This window comes from Bradyrhizobium agreste (assembly GCF_016031625.1).
Lineage (GTDB): Bacteria > Pseudomonadota > Alphaproteobacteria > Rhizobiales > Xanthobacteraceae > Bradyrhizobium > Bradyrhizobium agreste.
Window position 1 is genome coordinate 366344 of the sequence record NZ_JACCHP010000003.1, and the last position, 14747, is coordinate 381090.

Consider the following 14747-nt stretch of genomic DNA (forward strand, 5'->3'; position numbering starts at 1 on the left):
GCAAACAATCCTTACGCGGCGTCCTCGAACTGGGCGTAGCCGGACGCTTCCAGCTCCAGTGCCAGCTCCTTGTCGCCGCTCTTCACGACGCGGCCCTTCGACATCACGTGCACGAAATCGGGCACGATGTAGTTCAAGAGCCGCTGATAGTGGGTAATCACGATCATCGCGCGCCCCGGCGAACGCAGGGCGTTGACGCCGTCGGCGGCGATGCGCAGCGCGTCGATGTCGAGGCCGGAATCCATCTCGTCGAGGATGCACAGGCTCGGCTCGAACAGCGCCATCTGCAGCACCTCGTTGCGCTTCTTCTCGCCGCCGGAGAAGCCGACATTGACGCCGCGCTTGAGCATGTCCTGCGGGATGTTCAGCGACTTCGAGACCTCGCGGACCTTCTTGAGGAAATCAGGCGTCGAATATTCATCCTCGCCGCGCGCCTTGCGCTGGGCATTCAGCGCGGTGCGCAGGAAGTTCATGGTGGCGACGCCGGGGATCTCGACCGGATATTGGAACGCCAGGAACACGCCCTTGGCGGCGCGCTCTTCCGGCTCCATCTCCAGGAGGTCCTCGCCCCTAAACAGGATCTGGCCGTCGGTGACTTCATAGCCGGGCTTGCCGGCAATGACGTGGGACAGCGTCGACTTGCCGGAGCCGTTCGGCCCCATGATCGCGTGCACCTCGCCCTCGTTCACGGTCAGCGTCAGCCCGTGGAGGATCTCACGCTCCTCGACACGAACCTTGAGATCTTTCACTTCAAGCAAAGCCATCTTGGTATCCAGTCTATTCAATTGATGTTGGAGCGCCTGAGCGCACCGCGAGGGTCGGCGATCAGCCGACCGACCCTTCGAGCGAGATCGAGATCAGCTTCTGCGCTTCCACCGCGAATTCCATCGGCAGCTGCTGCAGCACGTCCTTGACGAAGCCGTTGACGACGAGGCCGACCGCCTCTTCCTGGCTGAGCCCGCGCTGGACGCAGTAGAACAGCACGTCCTCGGAAATCTTCGAGGTGGTCGCCTCGTGCTCGAACGTTGCCGACGAGTTCTTCGCTTCGATGTACGGCACGGTGTGCGCGCCGCACTTGTCGCCGATGAGCAGCGAGTCGCAGGCGGTGAAGTTGCGTGCGCCAGTCGCCTTGCGATGCGCCGTCACGAGGCCCCGATAGGTGTTCTGCGACTTGCCGGCGGCGATGCCCTTGGAGATGATGCGGCTCGACGTGTTCTTGCCGAGATGGATCATCTTGGTGCCCGAATCGACCTGCTGGAAGCCGTTCGAGATCGCGATCGAGTAGAACTCGCCGCGCGAATTATCGCCGCGGAGAATGCAGCTCGGATATTTCCAGGTGATGGCCGATCCCGTCTCGACCTGGGTCCAGGAGATCTTGGAATTGGCGCCGCGGCAGTCGCCGCGCTTGGTGACGAAATTGTAGATGCCGCCCTTGCCTTCCGAATTGCCGGGGTACCAGTTCTGCACCGTCGAGTACTTGATCTCGGCATCGTCCAGTGCGACGAGCTCGACCACGGCGGCATGCAGCTGGTTCTCGTCGCGCTGCGGCGCGGTGCAGCCTTCGAGATAGGAGACGTAGGCGCCCTTGTCAGCGATGATCAGCGTGCGCTCGAACTGGCCGGTGTTGCGCTCGTTGATGCGGAAATAGGTCGACAGCTCCATCGGGCAGCGCACGCCGGGCGGCACGTAGACGAACGAGCCGTCGGAGAACACCGCCGAGTTCAGCGTCGCGTAGAAATTGTCCGAGGTCGGCACCACCGATCCCAGATATTTCTGCACCAGCTCAGGATGCTCGCGGATCGCCTCCGAGATCGGCATGAAGATCACGCCGGCCTTCTTCAGCTCGGCCTTGAACGTGGTCGCGACCGAAACCGAATCGAACACCGCGTCGACCGCGATCTTGCGCTTGGCCGGATCGTCCTCGCTCACCTTGGGCTCGATGCCTTCGAGCATGGCGACTTCCCGCAGGGGAATGCCGAGCTTCTCGTAGGTCTTCAGGATCTCCGGATCGATCTCGTCGAGCGAGGTGACCGTCTTCTTCGGCTTCGGTGCCGCGTAATAGTGGATGTCCTGGAAGTCGATCTTGGGATAATTGACGCGCGCCCAGGTCGGCTCCTGCATGGTCAGCCAGCGGCGATAGGCCTCCAGCCGCCACTGGAGCATCCAGGCGGGCTCGTTCTTCTTCTGGGAGATGAATTTTACGATCTCTTCCGACAGCCCCTTGGGAGCCTTCTCGGAGTCGATCAGGGTCTCAAACCCATAACGATACTGGTCGACGTCGATGCGCTTCACGCGCTCGACCGTCTCTTGTACGGCTGGCATTCCATCCTCCGCTCGCGGTTTCAAGGACCGCGGTGGATCAAACTCGGACGAGTATTACGATATTCCGCTGCGGAAAGCACGGGCTTAGAACCATTCAAGCCGTGTTTCGTCGCTCAACCCTTAAGTAGGGTATTACCAAGCTTTCGCCAAGCCTCTAACGTCCGATTGATGTCCTCAGGTTCGGTGGACCAGCCCAGACTGAGACGCACCGCTCCCTGGGCCATCGCGGGATCATAGCCCATCGCTGAAAGGACGTGGGACGGCTGAACCTTGCCGGAGGAACAGGCGGAGCCGGAGGAGACCGCAACGCCCTCCAGATCGAAGCCGATCACGGCGGTTTCTGCCCTCAGGCCCGGCGCCGTGAAAAGCACGGTATTTGGCAACCGCGCCACGTCTTTCGCAAAGACTGTCGTGCCAGGAATGTCGCGAAGGCCATTTTCCAAACAATCTCTGAGGCTTGCCATGCGCTTCACATCCTCCGGCAGAGCCTGAAGCGCAGCCTTCACCGCTGCCCCGAAGCCGGCGATCCCGGCAATGTTCTCGGTTCCGGCCCGGCGGTTGAGCTCCTGGCCGCCGCCTCGCAGCACCGGTTCCAGGCCGCCAATCCCCTCGCTCATCACCAATGCGCCCATCCCCTTGGGGCCGCCGATCTTGTGCGCAGAAAAGGTGGCAAGGTCTGCGCCTACCGAATTGATATCGAACGGCATTTTGCCAAGTGCCTGGATCGCGTCGACATGCAGCAGGCCGCCTGCCTCGTGGACGATGCCTGCAGCCTCGGTGACGGGCTGAAGGGCGCCGGTCTCGTTGTTGGCGGCCATGATCGAGACCAGGGCCGGCGGGCCGCCCTTCAGCAGCACCTTCAAATGATCGAGGTCCACGACGCCGGAGCGCGTGACCTGGATCAGGCCGATCTTGTCGGCCGGGAACCGGCCGCCTGATAGCACCGAGGTGTGCTCGACCGCCGACACCAGCAGCCGCTCGACAGGTCCGCCGGATGGGCCACGCAGACCCGGCGAGAGCGCCAGCGCATTGGCCTCGGTCCCAGCGGAGGTGAAGACCACATTGCGCGGCTGCGCCCCGACCGCGGCGGCAAGCGTCGCGCGAGCCTCTTCGACCAGCCGCCGCGCCTCCCGCCCCTCGGCATGGACCGAGGATGGATTGCCGATCAGGTCGAAGGCCGCAACCATCGCCGCCCGCGCCTCGGGGCGCAGCGGCGTGGTCGCATTCCAGTCGAGATAGACACGGTTCGGCATCTGGCCCTCTTAGCACCTTTTGTCGTCCGGCCAACCGGAGGGCGGGGGCGCGTCAGGCCGGCTGCTGCTCCACCCTTCGCAGGGTTCGCGGCGCCGCCTTTAATCCGAACAGCGGCCGCAGCCAGGCAACACGCCGGACGATTTCGTAGCTCGCCACACATGTGAGTGCGGTCCCGAGGATGACAATGGACGCTTCGATCCCAGCCGACAGACCGCTGTCGTGCAATTGATGCGCGATCACGATGATCGCGGTCTGATGCACGATGTAGTACGGGAAGATCGCGTCGGTCAGATAGCGCCGCGCCGGGCTGTCGGCTGTGAAGGTGCGCCGCGCAAAGCCCAGCACGGCGGCGATGGCAAGCCACTGATAGCAACCATAGGCCAAGGCGGCGAACCACCCCAACATGGGCGACGGCGCAAACAGACCGGCGCGCACCAGGATGAAGGCAGCGAAGCAGGCGGCGGCCGCCAGCAGGGCCGTCCGGCGCTGGTGTTCGAGTTCGCGCCAGATCCCCTCCTGCTTGGCCAGCAGGAAACCGATCAGGAAAGCCGTCGCGTGGTCCGCGTGGTTGTACCAGTCGCCGAACAGCGCGTGCGTCGACGGGAAGGCGGGAAACAGCACCAGGCGCCAGGCCGCGAACAGCAGGCAGGGCGCGAGCAGCAGCCAACGCCCGGCGAGCATGCCCGCCAGCTTTCGGCCAAGCCAGTCGGCGCCGGCCGGCCACAGCGCGAGAACGCCGATCAGGGCCATCGTGTAGACCCACAGATAGACCACGAACCAGAGATGGTTCCAGGTCGGCAACACGATGCACGGATTCGGACAGAACTGCGCGCCGAAGGCGAAGTAGTGCCTGGTGTAGAAATCGAGGAAGCCTGCGGGATAGCCGAGGCTTTCGACGATCTGGAAGTAGGACTGCGGCGGCACGATCACGAGCATGCCGAAGACGAGCGGGATCAGGAGCCGTGCCGACCGCGCGCTGGCGAGCGAGGCGAGGCTGGACTTGCCGAGCATGAAGCGGGTCGCAACCCCGGACACCAGGAACAGCAGCGACAGCCGCCATGGGTTGACGAACAGCATCACCGGTTCCAGCCAGGTCAGCCGGTGCGCGCTCTTGATGTGGAATCCCCAGGACACGTAAAGCATGCCGACGTGGTAGAAGATCAGGAGCCCGAAGGCTAAAATCCGCACCCAGTCCAGGTCGATGCGCCTTTCCGAGCTTTGGAATTGCTGTGGTGTTGTCATGGTTTTCTGCTCCTTGACGGGACGACGAACGCGGTTTTGGGGCCATGGCTGACACCGAAAATGCTCCGTCTGGAGCGCGCGTCGAGCCGGTTTGGGATCAGAATCGGACGCGAGGGGATGAGCCGCCGACACCTGGGACGAGGCGCGGGTTTTTTGGGACCAGCGGCGGCGACCAGATGATGTTCGCGGCGATCGCGGCCGTCACGCTCGCGATCGGAATCGTCAATGCGTTTTCAGGCGCACAGGACGCGGCTTGGCGCGGCGACAGCTACGACATCGGCCGGCGGCTGTTCTGGGAGATGTCGAGCATCGCCGTCATCCTGCTGTTGCTGCCGATCCTGGTCTTGGCGGTCCGCCGCATGCGCCGGACACGAGGCCTCGCCGCACAGGCTGCCATCGGGGCGATCGCCCTGCTCGGCTTCTCCACCCTTCACGTCACCGGCATGGTCTGGGTGCGGAAGCTCGCGCTCTGGCTCGCCGGGGGCGCCTACGATTTCCGTTTCTCGCTCGCGACGGTCCTGTACGAATTCCGCAAAGACGCCATGGCCTTCATCCTGATCGCCGCCACGATCTGGCTGCTCGAAAGCCGGCGCGAGCTGAAGAGCGCGGCAGTCGCTTCGTCGGCGCCGCCGTCCCCGCCACAGCCGTCGTCACCCGATCTGATCTGGCTGCGCGACGGCACGAGCCGCATCCGCGTGGCGCCGCGCGATATCCTCTGGGTCGCCTCCGCCGGCAATTACATCGAATACAGCCTCGCCGATGGCACCCAGCACCTCATTCGGGGCACGCTGGCGGCGGCAGAAAGCGAGCTGGCGCGCTTTTCCATCGTTCGTGTTCATCGGACCAAGCTTGCCAATCTCAACCGGGTGCGCGGCGTGGACCTCAAGCCTTCCGGAGATTTCGAGCTCGCCTTCGACAACGGCCAGACGCTGGGCGGCAGCCGGCGCTACCGGCCGGCGGTCGCCTCGCTCGGAAGCCGAACGGCTCCGGCGGGAAGCGCCACCGGCGCTTCCTAAACAATCGCGATTTCAATGGGTTGAACACAGCCCTGCGCAGGACGGCCGGCTCTTGATTAGGCAGGTTGGGGTGCTTGGAGGCAAGCCGGAGATGACATTGCAATGACCGGCTAAGCTCTTGAGCTGATTGAGAGATGTCGAAGAAGCTTGCTTTTTGACCCTGGCCTTGTGTTAGAAGCGCGCGTCAGTTCACCTGCGCGCCACTCGCGCATCATCCGGGGGCGCCTCGCCACCTTTCATCCGTGCTCTCGTCGGCGGCAACGCTGCGAGGGCCACAATCGGACGATTGCGCAGGGATCACCTCCACGGGACTTAGATCAGAGATCATCCATGCCTGAAGTCATTTTCACCGGCCCTGCCGGCCGCCTCGAGGGCCGCTATCACCCGGCCAAGCAGAAGAACGCGCCGATCGCGATGATCCTGCATCCGCATCCGCAGTTCCACGGCACGATGAACCATCAGATCGTGTACCAGTGCTACTACGCCTTCGCCCATCGCGGCTTCTCGGTGCTGCGCTTCAATTTCCGCGGCGTCGGCCGCAGCCAGGGCTCGTTCGACCACGGCACCGGCGAATTGTCCGATGCGGCCGCCGCGCTCGACTGGGCGCAGACCATCAATCCCGAAGCGCGCGCCTGCTGGGTCGCCGGCTTCTCCTTCGGCGCCTGGATCGGCATGCAGCTCTTGATGCGCCGCCCCGAGGTCGAGGGCTTCATCTCGATCGCGCCGCCGGCCAACCTCTATGACTTCTCGTTCCTCGCGCCCTGCCCGTCCTCAGGTCTGATCGTGCATGGCGAGAAGGATGCGGTGGTGCCGCCCAAGGACGTCAACACGCTGGTCGAGAAGCTGAAGACGCAGAAGGGCATCGTGATCGATCAGCAGATCATCCCCGGCGCCAACCACTTCTTCGACTCCAAGCTCGAGCCGCTGATGGAAACCATCACGGCCTATCTCGACATGCGCCTCGCCAACGTGCGCTAAGCGCTAAGACCCTGTAGCCCGGATGGAGCGAAGCGAAATCCGGGACCCTGTTGCTTGTGGCGAGACCCCGGATTGCGCTTCGCTCCATCCGGGCTACGGGCTGATGGAAACCATCACAGCGTATCTCGACATGCGCCTCGCCAACGTGCGGTGAAGGCTGCGGCTCAAGCCAGCTTGAGCGCAACGATGCCCATCAAGACGAGCGCGATGCCGGCAAGCTTCATCGCGCTCAAACTCTCGCCGAACAGCACCACGCCCATCAGGAAAGTGCCGGCTGCGCCAATGCCGGTCCACACCGAATAGGCGACGCCGACCTCGAGCACCTTCAAGGCGCGTCCGAGCAGAAAGACGAAGGCCGCAAGCAGCACAAGCGAAGCAACGCTCCAGCCTGCCCGCGTGTAGCCTTCCGCGTACTTCATCGAGATCGCCCAGCCGACATCGAGCGCGCCGGCGAGCACCAGCAACAGCCAGGCCACGGATTGCGACATGCGCTCACGCCGCGAGCTTGAGCAGATGCGCGTCGTGGCGAACGAGGAAGGCGCGCAAGAGTTGCGGGTAATCCGCGCCGACCGCGCTGCGCACGCTCGGGCGCTTTGCGAGCTCGGCGCGCCAGGCGCGAACCTTCGGCACGTCGCTGAAAATCCCGTGCGCGGTCAACTCGTCGAACAGATCGAAATAGCGGAAGATCGGCGCGAACACCGCATCGACCAGGCTGAACTGCTCACCGGCAAAGAACGGCCCCGTGCCGAGCGCGGCCTCGACGCGCGCGAACTTTGCGACCAGCGCCTGCCGCTTGCTCTCGAACGTCGCGGGATCGGTGGTCGTTTCCAAGCCCCAGAGGTCGCCGAGGATCGCCGAGCCGAACTCCATCCACGCACGGTGCTCGGCCCGCTGCAACGGATCCGCCGGATGCAGCTTGTTGCCTGCTTGCGTCTCCTCGATGTATTCGCAGATCACGTTGCTCTCGAACAGCGCGACCTCGCCCCTCTCGGTCGTCACCACCAGCACCGGCACCTTGCCGAGCGGCGAGAGCTTCAAGAACCAGTCCGGCTTGTTGGCGAGATCGATATCGATCCGCTCGAAAGGCACGCCCTTCTCCTTCAGCGCGATCACCGCGCGCTGCACGTAAGGGCAAAGCTTGTGGCTGATCAGTTTCAGTGAAGCAGTCATGGCAACGATCCCGGTGGTTAGATGCAATTGCATCCAATATAGATGCACTTGCATTCACACGTCAAGATCGATGCATTTGCATCAACCGAGCGTGATCGTCAGGCAGTAATCTTCAGGGCCTGGCGATCACCCCGCCGGTCATCGGCATCGGCGCGCCCGTGGTTGCCGGATAGGACAATGGCAGGCCTTTCATGCCGCGGACGGCGAGAAAGCCGAAGGCCTGTGCCTCGATGGCGTCGGAGGCCCAGCCGAGCGTCTCGGCCGCCTCGACGGTTGCCGAGCCCACCCGCTCCCGCAGCATGCGCAGCATGGTGAGGTTGCGCGCGCCGCCACCGCAGACGATCCAGCTCCGCGGCCGCCGGGGCAACAGCGGAATGATGCGGGCGATCGCGGCTGCGGTGAAGGCGGTCAGCGTCGCCGCGCCGTCGGCAGGCAGCACGTCGCCGAGCCGCAGGGCCGCAAAATCGTTGCGGTCGAGCGATTTCGGCGGCGGGCTTGCGAAGAACGGCAGCTCCAGCGCCCGCGCGATCCAGGCTTCATCCACCTTGCCGAGGGCGGCGAATTTGCCTTCGGCATCGAACGCCTGGTTCATGGTGCGGTACATGAAATCATCCAGCAACGCGTTGCCGGGGCCGGTGTCGCAGGCGATCAACGTATCATTGCCGTCGATATAGGTGATGTTGGAGACACCACCGATATTGACCACGACGATCGGCCCTTCGCGCTCCAGCGCCTGGGCGAGCGCACGGTGGTAGACCGGCACGAGCGGCGCGCCCTGCCCGCCGGCCTCGACGTCGGCGGCGCGGAAGTCGTACATGACAGGAATATGGATGGTCCTTGCCAGCGCCGGCCCATCGCCGATCTGCACCGTCAGCCGTCGTTCGGGCCGGTGCAGCACGGTCTGGCCGTGGAAGCCGACGATGTCGACGTCCTCCGCCCTCATCCGGTTCTGGGCGAGGAAGGCTGCGACCGCCTCGGCATGGGCCTGCGTCACCGCACGCTCGGCATCGCCCAGAATGCCCGGACGGGCGTCGCGTTGCTGCAGATGCACGGCCTCGCTCAAGGCCTGGCGCAGCAGGTTGCGCTCGGCCGGGCCGTAGGGCCGGTAGCCGGACGGCCCGAACGCCTTTACCTGCTTTCCGTCGGTTTCGATCAGCGCGACATCCACCCCGTCCAGCGAGGTGCCGCTCATCAAACCGAGTGCCGTCAACATCATGGACCAGCGTCCTCAAGAGACCCGCCCTGGCATGCCGATCTTGTGCCAGAGGGACACATCTTATAATGCCAACGCGCCAAGTGGCGGGCGGCCAAACGGGTTCCCACCGAAGACCCTTAAATTGCGCCCGAAACGGTAAACCAAGAATTGTCAGGCACGCCGACAGATGACTGCATTTAAATCGGATTTCCTCAACACCCTGCAGGAACGTGGATTCATCCACCAATGCTCCGATTTCGAGGGGCTTGACGCGCTCGCCGCCAAGGGCGAGGCCACGGCCTATGTCGGCTACGATTGCACCGCCCGTTCGCTGCACATCGGCAATTACCTGACCATGATGATGCTGCACTGGCTGCAGCAGTCCGGCAACAAGCCGATCACCCTGATGGGCGGCGGCACCACCATGGTGGGCGATCCCTCCGGCAAGGATGAGACGCGCGCGATGCGCACCATCGCCGAGATCGAGGCCAACAAGGAATCGATCCGCGGCGTGTTCGCCAAGGTGCTGCGCTACGGCGAGGGCAAGAGCGACGCCGTCATGCTCGACAATGCGGAATGGCTGACCAGACTGAACTGGATCGAGATGCTGCGCGACGTTGGCCGGCACTTCTCGGTTAACCGCATGCTGACCATGGACTCCGTACGCCTGCGCCTCGAGCGCGAGCAGGAGATGAGCTTCATCGAGTTCAACTACATGGTCTGCCAGGCCTACGATTTCGTCGAGCTGGCCAAGCGCACCGGCTGCCGCCTCCAGATGGGCGGCTCGGACCAGTGGGGCAACATCATCATGGGCGTCGATCTCGGCCGCCGCATGGGCACGCACCAGCTGTTCGCGCTGACGACGCCGCTGCTGACGACCGCCTCGGGCGCCAAGATGGGCAAGACCGCGCAAGGCGCGGTGTGGCTCAACGCCGACCAGTTCAGCCCTTACGACTTCTGGCAGTATTGGCGCAACACCGAGGACGCCGACGTCGGCAAGTTCCTGAAGCTGTTCACGACGCTGCCGATGGCCGAGATCAGGAAGCTCGAGGCGCTCGGCGGCTCGGAGATCAACGAGGCCAAGAAGGTGCTCGCGACCGAAGCGACCGCGCTGCTGCACGGTCGCGACGCCGCGAACGAAGCCGCCGAAACCGCGCGCCGCACCTTCGAGGAAGGCGCGCTCGCCGAGAGCCTGCCGACGATAGAAATTCCGCGCGGCGAGCTCGACGCCGGCTTCGGCGTGCTCAACGCCTTCGTCAAGGCCGGCCTCGTCGGCTCCAACGGCGAAGCGAGGCGCCAGATCAAAGGCGGCGGCCTGCGCGTCAATGACGTATCAGTCACCGACGAGAAGATGGCGTTGTCGGCGGGCCATCTGACGCCGGAAGGCGTGATCAAGCTGTCCTTCGGCAAGAAGAAGCACGTGCTCATCAGGCCTGCATAGGCGTATGAGCTTTTCACTGCTTGTCAGGGCGCCACGAAGCGCGCTCCCTGACGGGAATGGACCAGAACACGCCCAGGGAAGCGTCGGGGGAACACGCGCGCAGTGTGCAGCAAGGCGCTGTGCGCACCGCCCTCGTCGTGCTCGGCCTGTGCTTCACGCTGGCTGTTCTTGGCCGGGGCTTGAGCGAGAGCTTCACGGTCTTCCTCAAGCCGATCTCCGAAAGCCTGGGCTGGGATCGCGCCCAGGCCGTCTCGATCTACTCCCTCACCTGGCTCATCAGCGGGCTGACCGCACCCTTGGTCGGGCGCCTGTTCGATCATTCCGGCCCACGCCTCGTCTATGCGCTTGGCTTGCTCCTGCTCGGTTCGGCCTTTCTGATCGCGAGCCATGCGCAAGCGCTCTGGCAATTCCAGCTTTCGATCGGCATCTGCGTCGGCATCGGCGTTGCCTTCATCGGCAATGTGCCCAACTCGATCCTGCTCGGCCGCTGGTTCGGACCACGCCTGCCGACCGCGATGGCGGTGGTCTATTCGGCGATGGGCGGCGGAGTGCTGGCGCTGCTGCCGGCTTCGCAGCTTCTGATCGATCATCTCGGCTGGCGCGAGACCTACCAGGTGTACGGCCTCGCCGCGCTCGGGCTGCTGGTGCCGCTGCTGCTGCTGCCCTGGCGCATGTTCGCGGCCGGCTCGCCGCTCGTCGCCAAGAAGAGCGATCCTGACTTCGTCGACAGCGGCTGGACGCTTGCGAGCGCGATGCGGCACCATGCCTTCTGGGCGCTGTTCTCGACCTTCTTCTTCACTGCAGTCGGCATGTATTCGATCGCGGCGCAGATCGTGGCCTATCTGATCGACGCCGGCTTTCCGCCGCTCCAGGCAGCCACCGCCTGGGGCTTCTCCGGCGTCGTGCTGGTGTTCGGCATGCTCGGCGTCTCCGCGCTGGACGGCCTGATCGGACGCCGGCCGTCGGTGCTGCTCAGCTACGCGATCTCGATCCTCGGCATCATTCTGTTGTGGCTGCTGCAGTACTATCCGAATGTCGTCCTGCTCACCGGCTTCGTCGTCTGCTTCGGCAGCATGATGGGCTCGCGCGGACCGCTGATCAGCGCCACCGCGATGAAGATCTTTCGCGGCAAGCGCGTCGGCACGATCTTCGGCACCATCTCGATCGGCAGCGGCCTCGGCTCGGCCTTCGGCTCATGGAGCGGCGGCCTGATCCACGATGCCACGCACGGCTACAATCTCCTGCTCGTTTTCGCACTTGCGAGCGTGATCCTCGGAATGATTCCGTTCCTGGTCGTCCCTGCTTTGCGGGAATAGGTCTCTTCGAGGTAACCAGCGCAAGTTCGTGTCACCGGGAAACTACTGACGCAGACGACGAAAAAATACGGCTCGTGCGAGACGGAACCCTCAACCTGCGGTGTTTTGTCCGACATGACGAAAATGTCAGCGCGGAATTGATCCGGGGTGGCTTGCGAGGCGGAGCTGAATACGCTCCTAGTCGCGCATTGGATGGAGGGCACAAACACGATGGACTTTCCTTTTCTCGCTCGCTTTCAACCGGTTCTTCTGAGCCTGTTTCGCTTCATCACCGGGCTCTTGCTGTTCCAGTACGGCATCGCCAAGCTGTTCAAGTTCCCGCCTGTGCCAATGTTCGCGAAAGTCGAACTGATGTCACTCTACGGCGCGGCCGGGACGCTCGAGCTGGTGCTTGGCGGGCTGTTGATGATCGGCCTGTTCTCGCGCCTCGCCGCTTTCATCCTTTCGGGTGAAATGGCCTTCGCCTACTTCATGGGCCACATGTTCAGGGGCGAGACGCCAGTTTTCCTGCCGCTGCTCAATGGCGGCACCGCAGCGATCCTGTTCTGCTTCGCCTGCCTCTACCTGTCGGCCGCCGGCGGCGGTCCGATCAGCGTCGATGCCGCGATGGGCAAGGAGAGCGGCGCAGCCGGCGGCGCGTTCGCGCGGCGTTGAGGCGCCCGCAGATCACCTCGCAAGCAGGACGGTACCGGCAGACCCGCCGGTGCCGTCTCAGCGCGCCCCCAGCACGTTCCAGATCAGAACGAGGGCCGCGACGAGCAGCAGAGACATGATGATGCGATGAACGAATCGAGTCATTGCAGGTCCGTCCGGACTCTCTAGCTGCCAAAACCCAAGATCGATCCTCTGGCCTTGAGCCCGTCGGCAGGGCGATTTGCCTGCACCATTGCGCACGCGCCTGCGAACGCTGTCCGCGCGGCGGGCCGTTGCATGCCTCCATTCATGATTGGTAAGAACTTCATGCTACCGGTGCGAGCAACAACAACCATTCCGTAGGGGCTGTGATGAAGCTGCTGAGTCATCTGAAGATCCGTACCAAGCTTGCCAGCATGGTCTGCCTTGCGGCTCTCACGGTCACAGCCATCATCGGCGTATCGGCCGTGCTCAGCAAGAGCCGCATGATGGAGGACCGCGTCCAGCAGATGCGGACCGCCGTCGAGCTCCTCTACAACTACGCCCAAGCGCTCCAGGACGAGGTGACCGCCGGCAAGCTGACGCCGGCCGAGGCCAAGAGCCTGTTCCACCAGCGCGGCCGCCGCATGAACTTCAACGGCAACCAAGGCTATCCGGTGGTTTACAATCCGGATGGCTCACTGGTCGTGAACGGCGCCAATCAGCAGCTCGAAGGCAAGATCACCGGCGCCAAGGATTCCAACGGCGTGCTGATCGCCGACGCCATCATCAAGGCCGGCAGCGAGACTGCGCAGGGCGGCGTCACCTCCTATCTCTATCCCCGTCCCGGCCAGACCGAGCCGCTCCGCAAGACCGTGTTCGCGCGCAAGTTCGCGCCCTGGAACGTGATCATCAGCTACGGCCTCTATGTCGACGACATCGACGCCGACGTGCGCGCCTTGACGCTGGAGCTTGGCGCCATCGGCATCGGCCTGATGCTGCTGATGGCGGCGCTGTCCTGGCTGATCGCCCGCGACGTGCTCGGCGCGCTCGACCGTCAGAAGAACCGCATGCAGGCGATTTCCGAAGGCGCCATCGACAAGCCGGTCGAGGAGACCGACCGCGGCGACGAGATCGGCCGCATGGCCGAGACGCTCGAAGTCCTCAGGCAGACTGCGCTGACGGCCCGCACGCTGGAGGCCGAGCAGGTCGCGGCCAAGGCGCGCAGCGAGCAGGAGAAGCGCGAGGCCCTGATCGCCCTTGCCGACCGCTTCGATGCCTCCGTCGGCCAGCTCGTCGGCCTGATGGCCTCTGGCTCCGGTGAATTGGAGACCACTGCCAAGTCGATGTCGTCGACCGCCGAAGGTACCAATCGCCGCGCCGCCTTGGTCGGCTCGGCCGCCACCGAAGCCAGCCAGCGCGTCCAGACCGTCGCCGCTGCCGCCGAGGAGCTCTCCTCTTCCATCACCGAGATCAGCCGGCAGGTTGCGCAATCCGCCGAGGTCACCGGCCGCGCGGTGGACAGCGCCCGCCGCACCGACACCATCGTGCGTGCGCTGTCCGACGGCGCCCAGCAGATCGAGCACGTCGCCGAATTGATCTCCATCATCGCGGCGCAGACCAACCTGCTCGCCCTCAACGCCACCATCGAGGCCGCCCGCGCCGGCGAAGCCGGCCGCGGCTTTGCCGTCGTCGCCTCCGAGGTGAAGTCGCTGGCGAGCCAGACCGCGGAAGCCACCCGCGAGATCGGCGACAAGATCGCCCAGATCCAGGGCGCGACCAGGGAAGCGGTCGATGCCATCGGCGGCATCACCGCCACCATCGAGGAGGTCAGCCGCATCGCGACCTCGATCGGCGCGGCCATCGAAGAGCAAGGCGCCGCCACCGCCGAGATCGCCCGCAGCGTATCCCAGACCGCGGAGGCGACCAAGGAGGTCACCACCAATATCGGCGGCGTCTCGACCGCCGCGAACGAGACCGGCAATGCCGCCGGCATGGTGCTCGCAGCAGCCTCGAACCTCTCCAAGCAGGCCGACCAGCTCTCCGGCGAGGTCGGAACGTTCCTGAAGGGCGTGCGCGCGGCCTAACGCGCCACTCCAGTCTCAAAACGTTTGGCGCGAAAGCGTCGCCACATTCGTCATGGCCGGGCTTGTCCCGGCCATCCACGTTTTTAACCGCGCCGCACGAAGAACGTGGATGCC

At 64.4% G+C, this 14747-nt stretch carries 13 protein-coding genes; 6 read left to right on the forward strand and 7 right to left on the reverse strand.

The features are described 5' to 3' along the window. Positions 1-11 precede the first annotated feature (11 nt). From sufC to HZZ13_RS06600, 4 genes are all read right to left on the reverse strand, one after another. Complete coding sequence (sufC, locus tag HZZ13_RS06585; RefSeq protein ID WP_197958813.1) at positions 12-764, reverse strand: Fe-S cluster assembly ATPase SufC; 753 nt, start codon at positions 762-764, stop codon at positions 12-14. A gap of 61 nt (positions 765-825) precedes the next feature. Then, entirely contained in the window at positions 826-2322 is a 1497-nt protein-coding gene (gene sufB / locus HZZ13_RS06590) for a Fe-S cluster assembly protein SufB (RefSeq protein WP_197958814.1), read from the reverse strand. Positions 2323-2435: 113 nt separating this feature from the next. Then, positions 2436-3575: a cysteine desulfurase family protein gene (locus HZZ13_RS06595; protein ID WP_197958815.1), complete on the reverse strand. Its 1140-nt coding sequence runs from the start codon at positions 3573-3575 to the stop codon at positions 2436-2438. A 52-nt stretch (positions 3576-3627) separates the two neighbouring features. Continuing rightward, positions 3628-4818: an acyltransferase family protein gene (locus HZZ13_RS06600; RefSeq protein WP_197958816.1), complete on the reverse strand. Its 1191-nt coding sequence runs from the start codon at positions 4816-4818 to the stop codon at positions 3628-3630. 176 nt (positions 4819-4994) lie between these two features. Here HZZ13_RS06600 and HZZ13_RS06605 point away from each other — a divergent pair, with 176 nt between their 5' ends. Both HZZ13_RS06605 and HZZ13_RS06610 read left to right on the forward strand, forming a co-directional pair. Then, positions 4995-5834: a LytTR family DNA-binding domain-containing protein gene (locus tag HZZ13_RS06605; RefSeq protein ID WP_246504324.1), complete on the forward strand. Its 840-nt coding sequence runs from the start codon at positions 4995-4997 to the stop codon at positions 5832-5834. 330 nt (positions 5835-6164) lie between these two features. Beyond that, positions 6165-6812, forward strand: a complete 648-nt coding sequence (locus HZZ13_RS06610) for an alpha/beta hydrolase (RefSeq protein WP_025036034.1) — start codon at positions 6165-6167, stop codon at positions 6810-6812. Positions 6813-6976: 164 nt separating this feature from the next. Here the strand turns inward: HZZ13_RS06610 and HZZ13_RS06615 are convergent, their stop codons facing one another. The 3 genes from HZZ13_RS06615 to HZZ13_RS06625 all read right to left on the reverse strand — a co-directional run bounded on the left by HZZ13_RS06615 (position 6977) and on the right by HZZ13_RS06625 (position 9198). Beyond that, positions 6977-7300 carry a DMT family transporter gene (locus HZZ13_RS06615; RefSeq protein WP_197958818.1) on the reverse strand — a complete coding sequence of 108 codons (324 nt, stop codon included), beginning with the start codon at positions 7298-7300 and terminating at the stop codon, positions 6977-6979. Between the two features lie 4 nt (positions 7301-7304). Then, positions 7305-7982: a glutathione S-transferase family protein gene (locus HZZ13_RS06620; protein WP_197958819.1), complete on the reverse strand. Its 678-nt coding sequence runs from the start codon at positions 7980-7982 to the stop codon at positions 7305-7307. A gap of 112 nt (positions 7983-8094) precedes the next feature. After that, positions 8095-9198, reverse strand: coding sequence for an anhydro-N-acetylmuramic acid kinase (locus tag HZZ13_RS06625; protein ID WP_197958820.1), 1104 nt, complete (start codon positions 9196-9198; stop codon positions 8095-8097). Positions 9199-9364: 166 nt separating this feature from the next. Here HZZ13_RS06625 and tyrS point away from each other — a divergent pair, with 166 nt between their 5' ends. From tyrS to HZZ13_RS06645, 4 genes are all read left to right on the forward strand, one after another. After that, complete coding sequence (gene tyrS / locus HZZ13_RS06630) at positions 9365-10618, forward strand: tyrosine--tRNA ligase (protein WP_197958821.1); 1254 nt, start codon at positions 9365-9367, stop codon at positions 10616-10618. A 56-nt stretch (positions 10619-10674) separates the two neighbouring features. Then, positions 10675-11934 (forward strand): MFS transporter, encoded by a 1260-nt coding sequence (locus HZZ13_RS06635; protein ID WP_197958891.1) that lies wholly within the window; start codon positions 10675-10677, stop codon positions 11932-11934. A 210-nt stretch (positions 11935-12144) separates the two neighbouring features. Then, a complete protein-coding gene (locus tag HZZ13_RS06640; RefSeq protein ID WP_197958822.1) occupies positions 12145-12588 on the forward strand; it encodes a DoxX family protein in 444 nt (147 codons plus the stop codon). 350 nt (positions 12589-12938) lie between these two features. Further along, complete coding sequence (locus HZZ13_RS06645) at positions 12939-14633, forward strand: methyl-accepting chemotaxis protein (RefSeq protein ID WP_197958823.1); 1695 nt, start codon at positions 12939-12941, stop codon at positions 14631-14633. Positions 14634-14747: the final 114 nt, after the last annotated feature.

Coding starts and splice junctions, on each gene's coding strand:
- sufB (WP_197958814.1), bottom strand. CDS start 2,322: ATGCCAGCCGTACAAGAGACGGTCGAGCGCGTGAAGCGCATCGACGTC.
- HZZ13_RS06645 (WP_197958823.1), top strand. CDS start 12,939: ATGAAGCTGCTGAGTCATCTGAAGATCCGTACCAAGCTTGCCAGCATG.
- HZZ13_RS06625 (WP_197958820.1), bottom strand. CDS start 9,198: ATGATGTTGACGGCACTCGGTTTGATGAGCGGCACCTCGCTGGACGGG.
- HZZ13_RS06640 (WP_197958822.1), top strand. CDS start 12,145: ATGGACTTTCCTTTTCTCGCTCGCTTTCAACCGGTTCTTCTGAGCCTG.
- HZZ13_RS06595 (WP_197958815.1), bottom strand. CDS start 3,575: ATGCCGAACCGTGTCTATCTCGACTGGAATGCGACCACGCCGCTGCGC.
- HZZ13_RS06635 (WP_197958891.1), top strand. CDS start 10,675: ATGGACCAGAACACGCCCAGGGAAGCGTCGGGGGAACACGCGCGCAGT.
- HZZ13_RS06600 (WP_197958816.1), bottom strand. CDS start 4,818: ATGACAACACCACAGCAATTCCAAAGCTCGGAAAGGCGCATCGACCTG.
- HZZ13_RS06620 (WP_197958819.1), bottom strand. CDS start 7,982: ATGACTGCTTCACTGAAACTGATCAGCCACAAGCTTTGCCCTTACGTG.
- HZZ13_RS06610 (WP_025036034.1), top strand. CDS start 6,165: ATGCCTGAAGTCATTTTCACCGGCCCTGCCGGCCGCCTCGAGGGCCGC.
- HZZ13_RS06605 (WP_246504324.1), top strand. CDS start 4,995: ATGATGTTCGCGGCGATCGCGGCCGTCACGCTCGCGATCGGAATCGTC.
- tyrS (WP_197958821.1), top strand. CDS start 9,365: ATGACTGCATTTAAATCGGATTTCCTCAACACCCTGCAGGAACGTGGA.
- sufC (WP_197958813.1), bottom strand. CDS start 764: ATGGCTTTGCTTGAAGTGAAAGATCTCAAGGTTCGTGTCGAGGAGCGT.
- HZZ13_RS06615 (WP_197958818.1), bottom strand. CDS start 7,300: ATGTCGCAATCCGTGGCCTGGCTGTTGCTGGTGCTCGCCGGCGCGCTC.